Origin of the sequence: Xenorhabdus sp. PB30.3 (assembly GCF_963895965.1) — a bacterium.
Taxonomy (GTDB): domain Bacteria; phylum Pseudomonadota; class Gammaproteobacteria; order Enterobacterales; family Enterobacteriaceae; genus Xenorhabdus; species Xenorhabdus stockiae.
In genome coordinates this window covers 1-15818 of record NZ_CAWQMW010000147.1, presented here as the reverse complement: position 1 = coordinate 15818, position 15818 = coordinate 1, and the positions used below count along the sequence as shown (strand labels likewise).

12 protein-coding genes are annotated in these 15818 nt (G+C 45.4%); all 12 read left to right on the top strand.

All coding sequences use genetic code 11. The features are described from left to right. Positions 1-4 precede the first annotated feature (4 nt). Complete coding sequence (rseP, locus tag AACX38_RS14105) at positions 5-1357, top strand: sigma E protease regulator RseP (RefSeq protein WP_099108909.1); 1353 nt, start codon at positions 5-7, stop codon at positions 1355-1357. 33 nt (positions 1358-1390) lie between these two features. After that, positions 1391-3799 carry an outer membrane protein assembly factor BamA gene (gene bamA / locus AACX38_RS14100; RefSeq protein WP_228864657.1) on the top strand — a complete coding sequence of 803 codons (2409 nt, stop codon included), beginning with the start codon at positions 1391-1393 and terminating at the stop codon, positions 3797-3799. Positions 3800-3896: 97 nt separating this feature from the next. Beyond that, positions 3897-4394: a molecular chaperone Skp gene (gene skp, locus AACX38_RS14095; protein ID WP_099120168.1), complete on the top strand. Its 498-nt coding sequence runs from the start codon at positions 3897-3899 to the stop codon at positions 4392-4394. A gap of 4 nt (positions 4395-4398) precedes the next feature. After that, positions 4399-5427, top strand: a complete 1029-nt coding sequence (gene lpxD, locus AACX38_RS14090; RefSeq protein WP_099120169.1) for a UDP-3-O-(3-hydroxymyristoyl)glucosamine N-acyltransferase — start codon at positions 4399-4401, stop codon at positions 5425-5427. A gap of 228 nt (positions 5428-5655) precedes the next feature. Continuing rightward, on the top strand, positions 5656-6108 hold the full coding sequence (gene fabZ, locus AACX38_RS14085) for a 3-hydroxyacyl-ACP dehydratase FabZ (protein ID WP_099108905.1): 453 nt from the start codon (positions 5656-5658) through the stop codon (positions 6106-6108). Positions 6109-6111: 3 nt separating this feature from the next. Further along, the gene (gene lpxA / locus AACX38_RS14080; protein ID WP_099120170.1) at positions 6112-6909 is read left to right on the top strand and encodes an acyl-ACP--UDP-N-acetylglucosamine O-acyltransferase; all 798 of its coding nucleotides are present in this window, start codon (positions 6112-6114) and stop codon (positions 6907-6909) included. A 4-nt stretch (positions 6910-6913) separates the two neighbouring features. Then, positions 6914-8098, top strand: coding sequence for a lipid-A-disaccharide synthase (gene lpxB / locus AACX38_RS14075; protein ID WP_370630637.1), 1185 nt, complete (start codon positions 6914-6916; stop codon positions 8096-8098). After that, positions 8098-8688, top strand: a complete 591-nt coding sequence (rnhB, locus tag AACX38_RS14070) for a ribonuclease HII (protein ID WP_228857736.1) — start codon at positions 8098-8100, stop codon at positions 8686-8688. Before lpxB ends, rnhB begins: the two co-directional genes overlap by 1 nt. A gap of 28 nt (positions 8689-8716) precedes the next feature. Then, positions 8717-12199 carry a DNA polymerase III subunit alpha gene (dnaE, locus tag AACX38_RS14065; RefSeq protein ID WP_228864654.1) on the top strand — a complete coding sequence of 1161 codons (3483 nt, stop codon included), beginning with the start codon at positions 8717-8719 and terminating at the stop codon, positions 12197-12199. 12 nt (positions 12200-12211) lie between these two features. Further along, on the top strand, positions 12212-13171 hold the full coding sequence (gene accA, locus AACX38_RS14060; protein ID WP_228864653.1) for an acetyl-CoA carboxylase carboxyl transferase subunit alpha: 960 nt from the start codon (positions 12212-12214) through the stop codon (positions 13169-13171). Between the two features lie 150 nt (positions 13172-13321). Continuing rightward, positions 13322-14239, top strand: coding sequence for a DMT family transporter (locus AACX38_RS14055; RefSeq protein WP_228864650.1), 918 nt, complete (start codon positions 13322-13324; stop codon positions 14237-14239). A 31-nt stretch (positions 14240-14270) separates the two neighbouring features. After that, on the top strand, positions 14271-15635 hold the full coding sequence (gene tilS / locus AACX38_RS14050) for a tRNA lysidine(34) synthetase TilS (protein ID WP_228864648.1): 1365 nt from the start codon (positions 14271-14273) through the stop codon (positions 15633-15635). Positions 15636-15818 lie beyond the last annotated feature (183 nt).

Genomic DNA, 15818 nt, shown 5'->3' with positions numbered 1-15818 from the left:
ATTAATGGATATTCTCTGGAATCTGGCTGCATTTATTGTTGCATTGGGAGTGCTTGTTACAGTGCATGAATTTGGTCACTTTTGGGTGGCCAGACGGTGTGGTATTTACGTTGAGCGTTTTTCTATCGGGTTTGGTAAAGCGCTTTGGCGTCGTACAGATAAACAGGGAACCGAATTCGTTATTGCCCTTATTCCTTTGGGCGGCTATGTCAAAATGCTCGATGAAAGAGTTGAGACCGTCGCCCCTGAACGCCGCCATATGGCGTTCAATAACAAAACCATAGGACAGAGAGCGGCAGTTGTCAGTGCCGGGCCAATCGCAAACTTTATTCTGGCTATTGTTGCTTACTGGCTGGTTTTTGTGATCGGCGTACCTTCCGTTCGTTCCGTGATCCTGGATGTTAAGCCTGACTCGATTGCGGCCCAGGCAAATATTTTGCCCGGAATGGAACTAAAAGCCGTTGATGGTATCGAAACTCCTGACTGGAATTCAGTAAGGCTCGCTTTGATAAGTAAAGTCGGAGAATCTTCTGTGTCGCTGGATGTGGCCCCGGAGGATTCTTCGGAATCCATTCAAAAGACTCTGGATTTACGGCACTGGGCTTTTGATCCGTCCCGGCAGGACATCCTGCTGTCTTTAGGCATTATGCCCGTTATTCCGTACCCTAGTTCTCAGATAGAGAAAATTTATCCCGGCTCAGCGGCGGAAAAAGCGGGTTTACAAAGCGGGGACAGGATCGTTAAAGTCGATGGCCAGAACGTAGATATTTGGCACTCTTTTGCATCTTATGTCAGGAAGAATCCGAATACTCCCCTGAAACTTGATGTTGCAAGAGCTGGCAGTATGATGACTCTGTCATTGATACCCGAGGCTAAGAAACTTTCCGATGGGCGCGAAGAAGGTTTTGCCGGAGTTGAATTGAAAATTATTCCATTGGCTGATGAATACAGAACAGTTCAGCAGTATGGGCCTTTCTATTCCGTTTATGAAGCTGGAGAGAAAACCTGGCAATTGATCAAGCTGACCGTGAATATGATTGGCAAATTGATTGTCGGGGATGTGAAACTTGATAATTTGAGTGGCCCTATTTCTATAGCCAAGGGTGCTGGTGTGTCAGCGGATTCTGGCTTGGTGTATTATTTGATGTTTTTGGCGCTAATCAGCGTCAATCTTGGGATCATAAACTTGTTCCCGTTACCTGTACTAGATGGTGGACACTTGCTTTTCCTTGCTATCGAGAAGATCAAGGGGGGGCCAGTTTCCGAGCGTGTACAAGACTTCAGTTATCGCATTGGTGCTATATTGCTGGTGTTATTAATGGGGCTTGCACTTTTCAATGATTTCTCCCGCTTTTAGGTGGGGGACCAGTTAGGAAAACGCATAACAACGATGGCGATGAAAAAGTTGCTCATAGCGTCGCTGCTGTTCGGCAGCGCCACTGCATACGGTTCAGACGGATTCGTAGTTCAGGACATTCATTTTGAGGGTCTTCAACGTGTCACCGTTGGTGCAGCATTATTGAATATGCCAGTTCGCGTAGGTGATACAGTCAGCGATGAAGATATCAGTCGTATGATTCATGCCCTGTTCGCGACTGGAAACTTTGAAGATGTTCGTGTCTTGCGTGATGGTAATTCACTGGTTGTTCAGGTAAAAGAACGGCCAACCATCGCCAGTATTACTTTCTCCGGTAACAAGGCCGTGAAAGATGACATGCTCAAGAGTAATCTTGAAGCATCGCGCGTTCGTGTTGGTGAAGCCCTTGACCGCACCATGCTGTCGAATATCGAAAAAGGGCTGGAAGATTTTTACTATAGCGTCGGTAAATACAACGCTACAGTGAAGGCTGTTGTTACACCCCTTCCCCGTAATCGGGTTGACTTGAAACTTGTTTTTTCTGAGGGTGTCTCTGCCAAAATTCAGCAAATTAACATTGTTGGCAATAAAGATTTCTCAACGAGTGAATTACTCGATAGTTTCCAACTCAGGGATGATGTTCCGTGGTGGAATCTGACTGCTGATCAGAAATATCAGAAGCAGAAATTAGAAGGTGACCTTGAGAAATTGCGTAGTTTCTACCTTGATAGAGGCTATGCGCGGTTTAATATTGATTCGACTCAGGTGAATCTGACGCCTGATAAAAAAGGGATTTATATTACTATCAACGTCACTGAAGGGGATCAATATAAAATCTCAGGTGTTGATGTTAGTGGTAATCTGGCAGCCTATCAGGCTCAAATAACAAAACTGACTACTATTAAGCCGGGTTCACTGTATAACGGAACAGAAGTTACCCACATAGAAACAGCAATCAAACAGCTTCTTGGCCGTTATGGTTATGCTTATCCTCGTGTCATGACACAACCTGAAATCAATGATGCCGATAAGACGGTGAAGTTGCATATCAATGTGGATGCCGGTAACCGTTTTTATGTACGTAATATTCGTTTTTCTGGTAATACCACCAGTAAAGATTCGGTATTGCGTCGCGAAATGCGCCAGATGGAAGGGGCGTGGCTGGGTAGTGACTTAGTTGAATATGGCAAAGAACGCCTTAATCGTCTGGGTTATTTTGAAACTGTTGATGTTGCCACTGAACGTGTGCCGGGTAGCCCGGATCAGGTTGACGTCATTTATAAAGTTAAAGAACGTAACACAGGCAGCATGAACTTTTCTGTTGGCTACGGTACTGAAAGCGGAATGAGTTTTCAGGTCGGCGTTCAGCAGGATAACTGGCTGGGTACAGGTAATGCGGTTGGGATCAGTGCCAGTAAGAATGATTATTCAACATCGGCTGACTTATCGTTTACTAACCCTTATTTTACTGTTGACGGGGTCAGTTTAGGCGGGCGGATATTCTATAGTGATTTCCGTGCGGATGATGCCTCGCTTTCTAATTATACCAATAAATCATACGGTACAGATGGCTCTCTTGGCGTTCCTCTGAATGAAAATAACTCATTATATTTCCGATTAGGTTATGTTCATAACTCATTGTCTAACATACGTCCTCAGTTAGCGATGTGGCGCTATATGGAGAAAATGCATAAAAAACCGGATTTCACGGATAAAATCAGGTTTGATGCAAATGACGTAACAATGACAGTGGGTTGGAGCTATAACAACCTTGATCGTGCTTTCTTCCCAACATCAGGTGTTAAAGCCGGTTTGGATACAAAAGTCACGGTGCCTGGCTCTGATAACCAGTTCTATAAAGTTACGCTGAACTCTTCCGGCTACTATCCTATTGATGACGATCGCACATGGGTCATGATGGGACGTACCCGATTGGGCTATGGTGGTGGATTTGGTGGCAAGGAACTGCCATTTTATGAGAACTTTTATGCCGGTGGTTCTAATAGCGTCCGTGGTTTCCGTCCTAACAACATTGGGCCAAAAGCGGTTTACCTTGAAAAAGGCCCGGGAGGCCAGCCTAAGGTTAACTCAAGAGGTTCATTCCAGGATGCAGTGGGTGGTAATGCGATAGCAGTTGCCAACTTCGAGCTGATTACGCCAACCCCGTTCCTGGATGCAAAATATGCTAATTCTGTACGAACGTCTCTGTTTGTAGATGCGGGAACAGTATGGGATACCAGCTGGAGCAACAGTTACGATGGGGTAAATTACCCTGATTTACCTGATTACGGTAAACCCAATAGAATACGTGTTTCTACTGGTATCGCATTGCAATGGCTATCGCCATTGGGGCCTCTATCTTTCTCTTATGCGAAGCCAGTCAAAGATTACAAAGGGGATAGAACAGAGCAATTCCAGTTCAACATCGGTGGAACCTGGTAAAAAACCAATCGTTATTGGTAGGAAATCGCCTTATTATTAGATAAGGCGATTATAAATATCCCAACGTGTAAAATGGCGTAGGTCAAAGGAGTTTATAGTGAAGAAAGTACTGTGTGCAGTAAGCCTTGGTATTGCATTAGCGTTTTCTGCCGGTGTTCAGGCAGCGGACAAAATCGCTGTTGTGAATATTGCCGAAATTTTCCAACAATTGCCTGCTCATGAGGCTGTTGCAAAACAATTGGAAAATGAATTCAAAGGCCGCGTTTCCGATTTACAACGTATGGAATCTGATTTGCAGTCTAACATCCAGAAATTGCAGCGTGATGGCTCAACAATGAAAGCGAGCGACCGCGAAAAACTGGAAAAAGACGTAATGGCTAAACGTGATGAGTTTGCGAAGAAAGCACAGTCTCTTGACAACGATAGCCGTCGCCGTCAGATGGAAGAGCGCAATAAGCTCGTCAACCGCATTCAGGATGCAGTTAAGGTTGTTGCCGGTAAAGAAGGTTATGACCTTGTTCTTGATGCAAGTACTGTAGTATATGCTGCATCCGGTAAAGATATTACCTCAGACGTCATGAAGCAGGTTAAATAATTAAATGGTTTCAATTCGATTGGCTGATCTTGCTCAGCAGTTGAATGCGCAATTACATGGTGATGGCGATATCGTCATCACTGGTATTGCTCCTATGTATTCAGCAAACAGCGAACAAATTACATTTTTATCAGATAGTCGTTATACCGATAAACTTGCAGAGTGTCAGGCTGCGGCAATTGTGTTGAGCGAAGCCGATCTTCCTCATTGTAAAGTTGCTGCACTGGTAGTTGATAACCCTTATCTGGCTTATGCGCGTATGGCGCAAATTATGGATATAACGCCACAGCCAGCGCAGGATATCCACTCGTCAGCAGTGATTTCTCCAGAAGCGACATTGGGAAGAAATGTTGCAATCGGAGCAAATGCTGTCATCGAATCTGGTGTTGTACTGGGTGATAATGTCATCATTGGTGCTGGCTGTTTTGTTGGTAAAAATACCCGCATTGGTACAGGAAGCCGTCTTTGGGCCAATGTTTCGGTATACCATAACGTCGAAATGGGTGAGCAGTGTCTCATTCAGTCAGGTGCTGTGATAGGCTCTGATGGTTTTGGCTATGCGAATGATCGCGGTAACTGGATTAAAATCCCGCAGTTAGGCACGGTCATTATTGGTGATCGCGTTGAAATAGGCGCATGTACGACTATCGATCGTGGTGCTCTGGATAACACTATCATCGGTAATGGTGTTATCATTGATAACCAGTGCCAGATTGCTCACAACGTTATCATTGGTGATAACACGGCAATAGCGGGTGGCGTCATTATGGCAGGCAGCCTGAAAGTCGGTCGTTATTGTATGATTGGTGGGGCCAGTGTTATCAACGGACATATGGAAATCTGTGATAAAGTAACTGTGACTGGCATGAGCATGGTAATGCGCCCAATCACCGAACCTGGTGTATACTCATCGGGTATCCCGCTACAACAGAACAAAGTCTGGCGTAAGACAGCTGCTTTGGTAATGAATATCAACGAAATGAATAAGCGGTTGAAATCTGTTGAACGCAAGCTTGAAGGTGACAACAAGTAATCATACAAACATTTTGTTGGTTAAGTTTTTATTTTTACGGCCTGTCTGATAACTCCACCGGGGTTAACGCAGGCCGTGTCATTAGTGCTTTTTTTATACTGCATTAGTTTTATACACGATGGATTTCAAGATGCGTAGCCAACAAAGAAGCAACTTGAAAGACGAAGTGTATTGTATAGTGCATATTTTTTAATACTACGATTGGATATAGACAGGAAGAGTATTTAGATGAGTGATAATCATACTCTGCAAATTGAAGAAATTTTGAAATTACTGCCACATCGCTACCCATTTTTACTGGTAGACCGAGTTCTGGATTTCGAAAAAGGCAAGTTTCTGCGAGCAGTTAAAAATGTAACGGTTAATGAACCATTTTTTCAGGGGCATTTCCCGGGTAAACCTATTTTCCCCGGCGTTCTGATCCTTGAAGCAATGGCTCAGGCGACAGGAATTCTGGCATTCAAAACTGTTGGTACGCTGGAGCCGGGAGAATTGTATTACTTTGCAGCTATTGATGGCGCACGTTTTAAGCGTCCGGTTCTGCCAGGTGATCAAATGATTATGGAAGTAGAGTTTATTAAAGAACGCCGTGGTGTTGCGCGTTTCAGAGGTGTAGCGAAAGTCGATGGAGAAGTGGCTTGCGAAGCTGAAATGATGTGTGCCCGCCGCCGTGAGGCTTAATGCATGATTGATCAGACCGCTGTTATTCATCCTTCTTCAATTATTGAAGAAGGAGCTGTTATTGGTGCCAATGTTCGTATTGGCCCATTTTGTTATATCGGTTCGCAAGTAGAAATTGGTGAAGGGACTGAATTGAAATCCCACGTTGTGATCAACGGGATAACCAAAATTGGTCGAGATAACCAAATTTATCAATTTGCTTCAATTGGTGAGGTCAATCAGGATCTCAAATATCAGGGTGAACCGACTCGTGTTGAGATCGGGGATCGTAACCGTATTCGCGAAAGTGTCTCCATTCATCGTGGTACTGTTCAGGGTGGTGGATTAACTAAAGTCGGCAGTGATAACTTGCTGATGATTAATGCTCACATTGCCCATGACTGTATTGTGGGTGATCGCTGCATCATTGCCAATAATGGTACTTTGGGCGGGCATGTCATTTTAGGTGATTACGTGATCATCGGTGGTATGACAGCTGTTCATCAGTTCTGCCAGATTGGCTCCCATGTTATGGTCGGCGGTTGTTCCGGAGTTGCTCAGGATATACCTCCCTATGTTATTGCGCAGGGGAATCATGCCACACCTTTCGGTTTGAATATTGAAGGCCTGAAACGTCGTGGGTTTGATAAAGAGTCGTTGCACGCTATTCGTAATGCTTATAAAGCACTTTATCGCAGTGGAAAAACGTTGGAAGAAGCCAGAAACGAGATCGAAACTCAGGCCGAAAACAATCCACACGTGAAATTATTCAGTGATTTTCTGGCGAATTCAGTAAAATCCAGTCGCGGCATTATTCGCTAAGTAGATAAAGGGTGTTCCTTTGACTACCATTTCTTCTGTTAACCATCAGCGCCCACTGACAATTGGCTTAGTCGCCGGAGAAACTTCCGGTGATATCCTGGGGGCGGGGCTGATCCGTGCATTGAAAGCTAAAATTCCTGACGCCCGCTTTGTGGGTGTCGCAGGTCCTCTTATGCAGGCCGAAGGTTGTGAAGCCTGGTATGAGATGGAAGAACTGGCGGTCATGGGGATCGTTGAAGTTTTGGGGCGTTTGCCGCGTTTACTGAAAATCCGCAAAGATTTAACAACTCGTTTTACAGAGTTGAAACCGGATGTTTTTGTTGGTATTGATGCGCCAGATTTCAACATTACTTTAGAAGGCCGCCTGAAACAGCAGGGGATCCGGACGATTCATTATGTCAGCCCATCGGTATGGGCATGGCGCCAGAAGCGGGTGTTTAAAATCGGCCGCGCAACAGATCTGGTACTGGCATTTCTACCCTTTGAAAAAGCGTTTTATGATCGGTTTAATGTGCCATGCCAGTTTATTGGGCATACAATGGCTGATGCCATGCCGTTGCAAACAGACAAAATAGCCGCCAGAAAAGGTTTAGATATTCCGGCAAATGCCCATTGTCTGGCTATCCTGCCGGGCAGCCGCCACGCTGAAGTAGAAATGCTCAGCGCCGACTTTTTGAGAACCGTGCAGTTACTCAGGAATGAACTTCCTGATCTGCATGTATTGGTTCCATTGGTAAATGCCAAACGGCGTGAGCAGTTCGAGCGTATCAAAAATGAAGTTGCACCGGATTTATCCATTCACATATTAGATGGTCAGGCTCGTGCAGCTATGATTGCCAGTGATGCAACTTTATTGGCATCCGGTACAGCAGCACTGGAATGTATGCTGGCTAAATGCCCGATGGTGGTGGGTTATAGAATGAAGCCTTTTACATTCTGGCTGGCAAAACGTCTGGTAAAAACCCCCTATGTTTCCCTGCCTAATTTGCTGGCAGGTAAAGAATTAGTCAAAGAGTTACTACAGGATGAATGTGAGCCTCAGGCACTATTGGAGGCATTATTGCCGTTGTTACGTGGTGGTGTTGAGGTGGAAGCGTTGAAAGAAACCTTCCTGCATTTGCATGAAAGTATTCGCTGTGATGCCGATGAACAGGCGGCACAAGCGGTACTGGAATTAGCGAGAAAATAATGAATTTTGTTTATCCGCAGGCGAATCTGATTGCCGGTGTTGATGAAGTCGGGCGTGGCCCGCTGGTGGGGGCCGTGGTGACTGCGGCAGTTATTCTTGATCCGGCCAGACCGATTACGGGCTTGATGGATTCGAAAAAACTGACAGAAAAACGTCGAGAGGCGCTTTATCTGGAGATCACAGAAAAAGCGTTGTGCTGGAGCCTTGGACGCGCTGAACCGGAAGAGATTGACCGTATCAATATTCTCCATGCCACCATGCTTGCAATGCAGCGGGCTGTTGAAGGCTTAGCAATTCAGCCAGATTATGTCCTGATAGACGGAAACCGTTGCCCGGTATTGTCAATGTCAGCGCAGGCAGTCGTTAAGGGAGATAGTCTGGTTGCAGAGATCAGTGCCGCTTCCATTCTGGCTAAAGTGACGCGGGACAGAGAAATGGCCGAGCTGGATAAACATTTCCCTGAATATGGTTTTGCAAAGCATAAAGGTTATCCTACCGCCCTGCATTTGGAAAAGCTGTCTTTGTTGGGTGCGACGGAACACCATCGTAAAAGCTTTGCGCCAGTTAAACGCGCGCTGGCTATTGGATAAAAATCTGGAATAAGTATCTGGACAGACTATGACAGAACCACGTTTCGTACACTTACGTGTTCACAGCGATTATTCAATGATTGATGGCTTAGCCAAAACCGGCTCACTGATAAAAAAAGTCGCCGGATTGGGGATGCCTGCTTTTGCAATCACTGATTTTACCAATCTGTGTGGCCTTGTTAAATTTTATGGCAGTGCCCATAGTTCAGGAGTCAAACCCATCATTGGGGCCGATTTCTATATGGAAAGTGAACAGTTGGGTGATGAGTATGCTCATCTGACCGTTCTGGCCCGTAATAATGAAGGTTATCAAAACCTGACTTTACTGATTTCTGAAGCTTATCAGAAAGGCTATGGCGCGCTCGGTCCGACTATCAGGCAAGAATGGCTGGCTAAACACAAGGCGGGGTTGATATTGCTGTCAGGCGGACGCATGGGGGATGTCGGCAAGTTTTTGCTGCGTGGTAACCGCGTGTTAGTCGATCAGTGTCTGGATTTTTATCAGGAACATTTCCCGGATAGTTACTATCTGGAACTTATTCGCACCGGGCGTCAGGATGAAGAATCTTACCTGCACGCTGCGGTTGAGCTGGCAGCAGAAAAAAATCTGCCGGTTGTGGCGACCAATGATGTCTGTTTTCTGGAAAGCGGTGATTTTGACGCCCATGAAATTCGTGTTGCTATTCATGACGGCTATACACTTTCCGATCCTAAACGTCCGAAAAATTACAGCCCACAGCAATATTTGCGCAGTGAGCAGGAGATGTGTGAGCTTTTTTCAGACATCCCTGAGGCATTGGCAAATAGCGTAGAAATTGCAAAACGCTGTAATGTCACGATTCGGCTTGGCGAATATTTCCTGCCTAAATTCCCGACAGGGGATATGAGTACCGAAGACTATCTGGTCGAAAAATCAAAACAGGGCTTAGAAGAACGTCTGGAATTCCTCTATCCGGATCCGGCAGTCAGAGCCGAAAAGCGGCTGGAATATGATGAACGTCTGGATATTGAGTTAAAAGTTATCAACCAGATGGGTTTTCCCGGTTACTTTCTGATCGTGATGGAGTTTATCCAGTGGTCGAAGGATAACGGCGTGCCGGTAGGCCCGGGGCGTGGCTCCGGTGCGGGTTCTCTTGTCGCTTATGCGCTGAAAATCACTGATCTAGATCCACTGGAATTTGACCTACTGTTCGAACGTTTCCTGAATCCCGAACGTGTCTCCATGCCTGACTTTGACATCGATTTCTGTATGGAAAAACGTGATCAGGTGATTGACCATGTTGCTGATATATACGGACGCGATGCGGTATCACAGATCATTACCTTTGGTACGATGGCAGCAAAAGCGGTCATTCGTGATGTTGGGCGAGTGCTCGGGCATCCTTATGGCTTTGTTGATCGGATATCTAAGCTGGTTCCTCCCGATCCGGGAATGACACTGGAAAAAGCGTTTGTCGCAGAGCCTCAGCTACCTGAAATTTACGAAGCGGATGAAGAGGTTAAAGCGCTGATAGATATGGCGCGGAAACTGGAAGGTGTCACTCGTAACGCGGGTAAACATGCTGGTGGAGTGGTTATCGCTCCGACTAAGATCACTGATTTTGCTCCTATATATTGCGATCCGGAAGGATTGAACCCGGTTACTCAGTTCGACAAAAATGATGTGGAATACGCCGGGCTGGTGAAGTTTGACTTTCTTGGCCTGAGAACCCTGACCATCATCAACTGGGCACTTGAGATGGTTAATGCCCGCCGTGTCGGAAAAAATCTGGAACCGATAGATATTGCCGCCATTCCACTGGATGATCAGAAAAGTTTCGATATGCTGCAACGCTCCGAAACGACCGCTGTATTCCAGCTTGAATCCCGTGGCATGAAGGATTTGATCAAGCGTCTGCGTCCTGACTGTTTTGAAGATATGATCGCACTGGTGGCATTGTTCCGCCCGGGGCCTTTGCAATCGGGAATGGTGGATAACTTTATCGACCGTAAACACGGACGGGAAGAGATTTCCTATCCGGATGTTGAATGGCAGCATGAAACGCTGAAACCTGTACTGGAGCCAACTTACGGCATCATCCTGTATCAGGAACAGGTCATGCAGATTGCACAGGTTCTGGCAGGTTACACGCTTGGCGGGGCAGATATGCTCCGTCGTGCGATGGGTAAGAAAAAACCGGAGGAGATGGCTAAGCAGCGCTCAGTCTTTGAAGAAGGGGCGATAAGTCAGGGAGTTGATGGCGAACTTTCGATGAAGATCTTCGATCTGGTGGAGAAATTCGCAGGTTATGGCTTCAATAAATCTCACTCCGCTGCTTACGCGCTGGTTTCTTACCAGACATTATGGTTAAAAGCGCATTATCCGGCAGAATTTATGGCTGCGGTAATGACAGCGGATATGGATAATACAGAGAAAGTGGTTGGTCTGGTGGATGAGTGCTGGCGCATGGGGCTGAAAGTCCTGCCACCGGATATCAATAGCGGGTTATACCATTTCCATGTCAATGATGAAGGCGAAATTGTTTATGGTATTGGCGCAATCAAAGGCGTCGGTGAAGGGCCGATTGAAGCCATTATCGAAGCACGCCAGAAAGGCGGGCATTTTAAAGAACTGTTCGATCTGTGTGCCCGTGTTGATACTAAAAAGCTGAACCGTCGTGTGATGGAGAAGCTGATTATGTCAGGGTCATTCGACAGGCTGGGGCCACATCGTGCTGCTTTGATGTCTTCGCTGGAAGATGCTCTGAAAGCGGCGGATCAACATGCTAAAGCAGAAGCTACTGGGCAGGCTGATATGTTTGGGGTACTGGCTGAGGAGCCAGAACAGGTTGAGCGCTCATATGCCAGTACACCTAAATGGCCGGATCAAGTGGTATTGGATGGCGAACGCGAGACGCTGGGATTATATCTGACAGGCCACCCGATCACCGGTTATTTAAAAGAAATTGAACGATATACGAATGGGTTACGTCTAAAGGATGTGAATCCAACACCCCGTGGTCAGGTTACTACTGTAGTAGGTTTGGTACTGGCATCCAAAATTGTGACGACTAAACGAGGTAATCGGATTGGTATCTGCACATTGGACGATCGTTCAGGACGGCTGGAAATTATGTTGTTCTCCGATGCTCTGGAAAGATATCAACATTTGTTAGAGCAGGACAAAATTTTAATCGCAACCGGACAAGTCAGCTTTGATGACTTTAGCGGTGGGCTTAAAATGACAGCGCGAGAATTAATGGATATCAGTGAGGCGCGTGAAAAATTTGCACGCGGGCTTGCTATCTCGTTATCAGACAGGCAAATTGATGAACAATTATTGAACCGTCTCCGTGGTGCACTGGAGCCACATCGTTCAGGCACGATACCGGTTCATCTGTATTACCAGCGGGTAGATGCCCGTGCCCGTTTACGATTCGGGGCAACATGGCGGGTAACTCCAACGGATACCCTTTTGACAGATCTGCGAACTCTGCTGGGTAGCGAGCAGGTAGAATTAGAATTTGACTAAAATAGGAACGTTATGAGTCTGAATTTTCTGGATTTTGAACAGCCGATTGCTGAGTTGGAAGCGAAAATCGATTCGCTCACTGCGGTTAGCCGTCAAGATGAAAAGCTAGATATCAATCTGGACGAAGAAGTCCAGCGTCTGCGGGAAAAAAGTGTCGAACTGACTCGCAAAATATTCTCTGATTTGGGAGCATGGCAGATTTCCCAACTGTCACGTCATCCTCTCCGTCCCTATACGCTGGATTATATTCAGCGCATTTTCACTGACTTTGAAGAGCTGGCGGGTGATCGTGCCTATGCAGATGATAAGGCTATCGTCGGTGGTCTGGCGCGTATTGAAGGCCGTCCGGTCATGGTTATCGGGCATCAGAAAGGCCGTGAAACAAAAGAAAAAATCCGTCGTAACTTTGGTATGCCATCGCCGGAAGGTTATCGCAAGGCTTTGCGCCTGATGGAAATGGCTGAGCGCTTCAAACTGCCGATTATTACTTTTATTGATACCCCGGGCGCATACCCTGGAGTGGGTGCTGAGGAACGAGGTCAGTCGGAAGCCATAGCCCGTAACCTGCGTGAAATGTCCCGTCTGTCTGTGCCGGTTATCTGTACTGTTATTGGTGAAGGTGGTTCCGGTGGTGCTCTGGCACTGAGTGTCGGTGATAAAGTGAATATGTTGCAATACAGTACTTTTTCTACCATATCTCCGGAAGGTTGTGCGTCTATCTTGTGGAAAAGCGCAGAAAAAGCGCCTCTGGCAGCAGAAGCGATGGGAAATACCGCTCCCCGCCTGAAAGAGCTGAACCTGATCGATACCGTGATCCCTGAACCATTGGGGGGCGCACATCGCAACTACGATATGATTGCAGAATCACTGAAAACCCAATTGTTGGCAGACCTTGCTGAGCTGAGCGAACTGAACAGTGAAGAGTTGGTTAACCGCCGTTATGAGCGTCTGATGCAGTACGGTTACTGCTAATATCCCTCGTCTTTTGACCATTTTGTCGCAGGTGGAAGTATTGGAGAATAATAACTCTCCATTATTTCCGCCTATTTTATTGAGTATGGGAAAAAATCAGTAAAACTATATCTATTGCAGCACTTAAAAAATAACAAACCGGGTTTTGCTATGGCTAAATATAAATATATTATTTATGCGTTTTCCTGTGTGTTTATCTGGAGTTTTATCCCTTCTATATCGCGCTTTGGTCAGAAAGAGATGGACCATTTCCAATTTTTATTCTGGTCAAATGTGCTGTCTGTGCTGGCGGTTTTTTTGGTTGCAGTGATGATGGGAAGAAACTGGAAGGATCTTATATTTGTTCCTTTCCCTGTCATGATTAAGGTGTTCATATTAGGTGCTCTGGACTGTTTTTTTTATCTGCTGCTGTATTATGGTTATTCCATCGAAAACGGTGTTGCTGTTTTAGTTATTCAATATAGCTGGCCGTTGATGATAATCGGGTTATCGTTTTTCCTGTTTAAAGAAAAATTGTCCATTAAGCAGATGATAGGCATGGCGATTGGCTTCATCGCAGTTGTGATTACCTTTACTCAGGGGAATATTACCGAAATTTCCGTGCAGCATCCGCAAGCCCTGCTTCTGGTCTTTAGCGGAGCATTCTGTTTTGCTCTGTTGTCTGTTTTATCAAAACAATTTGCCATTGACCCTTATATCAGTACGTTTTGGGTATTCATTAACTCAACTGTCGTTTCTCTTATCTTCTTATTAGCATTCAGTAAATTCATCTGGCCTGTGGGAGATTCACTGATGCCAACAGTGCTGAATGGAATCATATTAAATGGAATATCCTATATTATCTGGTTCAAGGCCATGAACAGCCCTGATTCACCAAAAATAGCGTCCATATTATTTTTATCACCGATATTGTCGATGATGTGGCTGATTTTGTTCTTTGGTGATGAATTTGTTCCGGCCTACGTAGTAGGATTAGTGCTTGTGATCATATCCGGAATACTTTGCATCAGTGCAAAAAATAAAGCTGATACACAAAATAAACTGCCGGACGATTTAATTGAGGACTGATTTTTCGGTCTGAAAAAAGAGTTTATCCACAATGAATAATATCTATGAGCCTCTGATGCTGAAATTAGCTGATCAGATAGGGGCACATAAAAAATTTTTAGTCGGGTTTAGCGGTGGATTAGATTCCACCGTTCTGTTGCATTTGCTGGCACATCTGCGTCAACACGCTTTGCAATCATGCAGTGATAAACAGAACGCATTCACATTAAGGGCAATTCATATTCATCATGGTCTAAACATCAAAGCAGATGAATGGGTTGCTCACTGTCGTCAGATTTGTGCAGATTGGCAGGTTGATTTTTGTGTTGAAAAAGTGTGTTTGGATAGCCGTAAAAAAGGTATTGAAGCCGCCGCCCGTGATGCCCGCTATCAGGCTTTTAAACATGAACTGCGGCAAGGGGAAATTCTGTTAACAGCACAGCATCTTGACGATCAGGCTGAAACATTTTTGCTGGCATTAAAGCGGGGAAGTGGTCCGGCTGGGTTATCTTCTATGCCTACTGTTATGCCGTTTGCTGAGACAACATTAATTCGCCCATTGCTGAATATTAGCCGGGCAGAATTAGAACTCTACGCGCAGGAACACAGCCTGAAATGGGTTGAAGATGATAGCAATCAGGATGATCGTTATGATCGCAATTTCCTGCGTTTGAATATCATGCCGTTACTCAATCGGCGTTGGCCACACTTTTCTCAGGCTGTTTCCCGTAGTGCTGATTTATGTGGAGAGCAGGAGCAATTGCTGGATGAGTTGCTTGAGGAATCGTTAAATGCACTGATAACCCCGGAAGGATCAATGTCTATTCTGCCACTGGAGACATTTTCTGAAGCGAAACGTAATGCACTATTGCGTCGATGGCTCAGCCGGTACGGAGTGAAAATGCCGTCACGTGAGCAGTTGCAGCGAATTTGGTCAGAAGTGGCTCTTTCCCGGCAGGATGCGGAGCCGAGTTTCAGATTGGGTCAGCTTGATATCCGTCGTTATCGTCAGCATTTATGGTTGGTTCCTCAGTACCAGTCGCTCACTGGTGTTGTTATGAGATGGGATACTGAGCAGGAGCTGCAATTACCTGATGGGCTGGGAGTACTTTTCCTTTCTGAAGATGATAAGAAAGTGGCAGTTAATATCAGGTCACCGAGGAATGATGAACGGGTTACGATCCGCTTTGGCATTCAGGCAAATATCAGCATCGTCGGGCGGCAACATTCCCGCCATAGCAAAAAATTATGGCAGGAGTTTGGTATTGCTCCCTGGCTCAGGGAAAGGACACCGTTACTCTATTATGATGACAAACTTATTGCCGCCCTGAATGTTTTTGTAACGAAAGAGGGGCAATGTCTGGCGGATGATCGGCAATTTTCCGTTTTGTGGCAGAAAATTTCGCCTGATAGTTAGTTACTCACTTACTCATTATAGTCTGGTGGAGTAAGGCTTTAAGAGATTACATCAGAAATGATGTAATCTCTTTTGTTAATTAAATTCAATGCATTAAATTAATTTCAACTTATTAAAGTATAAAAATGGAATAATTTAATATTGAAAATATACAAAAGTGTACTAAATTTTAAAATATAAGAT

Coding starts and splice junctions, on each gene's coding strand:
- AACX38_RS14055 (WP_228864650.1), top strand. CDS start 13,322: ATGGCTAAATATAAATATATTATTTATGCGTTTTCCTGTGTGTTTATC.
- tilS (WP_228864648.1), top strand. CDS start 14,271: ATGAATAATATCTATGAGCCTCTGATGCTGAAATTAGCTGATCAGATA.
- dnaE (WP_228864654.1), top strand. CDS start 8,717: ATGACAGAACCACGTTTCGTACACTTACGTGTTCACAGCGATTATTCA.
- accA (WP_228864653.1), top strand. CDS start 12,212: ATGAGTCTGAATTTTCTGGATTTTGAACAGCCGATTGCTGAGTTGGAA.
- bamA (WP_228864657.1), top strand. CDS start 1,391: ATGGCGATGAAAAAGTTGCTCATAGCGTCGCTGCTGTTCGGCAGCGCC.
- rnhB (WP_228857736.1), top strand. CDS start 8,098: ATGAATTTTGTTTATCCGCAGGCGAATCTGATTGCCGGTGTTGATGAA.
- lpxA (WP_099120170.1), top strand. CDS start 6,112: ATGATTGATCAGACCGCTGTTATTCATCCTTCTTCAATTATTGAAGAA.
- fabZ (WP_099108905.1), top strand. CDS start 5,656: ATGAGTGATAATCATACTCTGCAAATTGAAGAAATTTTGAAATTACTG.
- lpxD (WP_099120169.1), top strand. CDS start 4,399: ATGGTTTCAATTCGATTGGCTGATCTTGCTCAGCAGTTGAATGCGCAA.
- rseP (WP_099108909.1), top strand. CDS start 5: ATGGATATTCTCTGGAATCTGGCTGCATTTATTGTTGCATTGGGAGTG.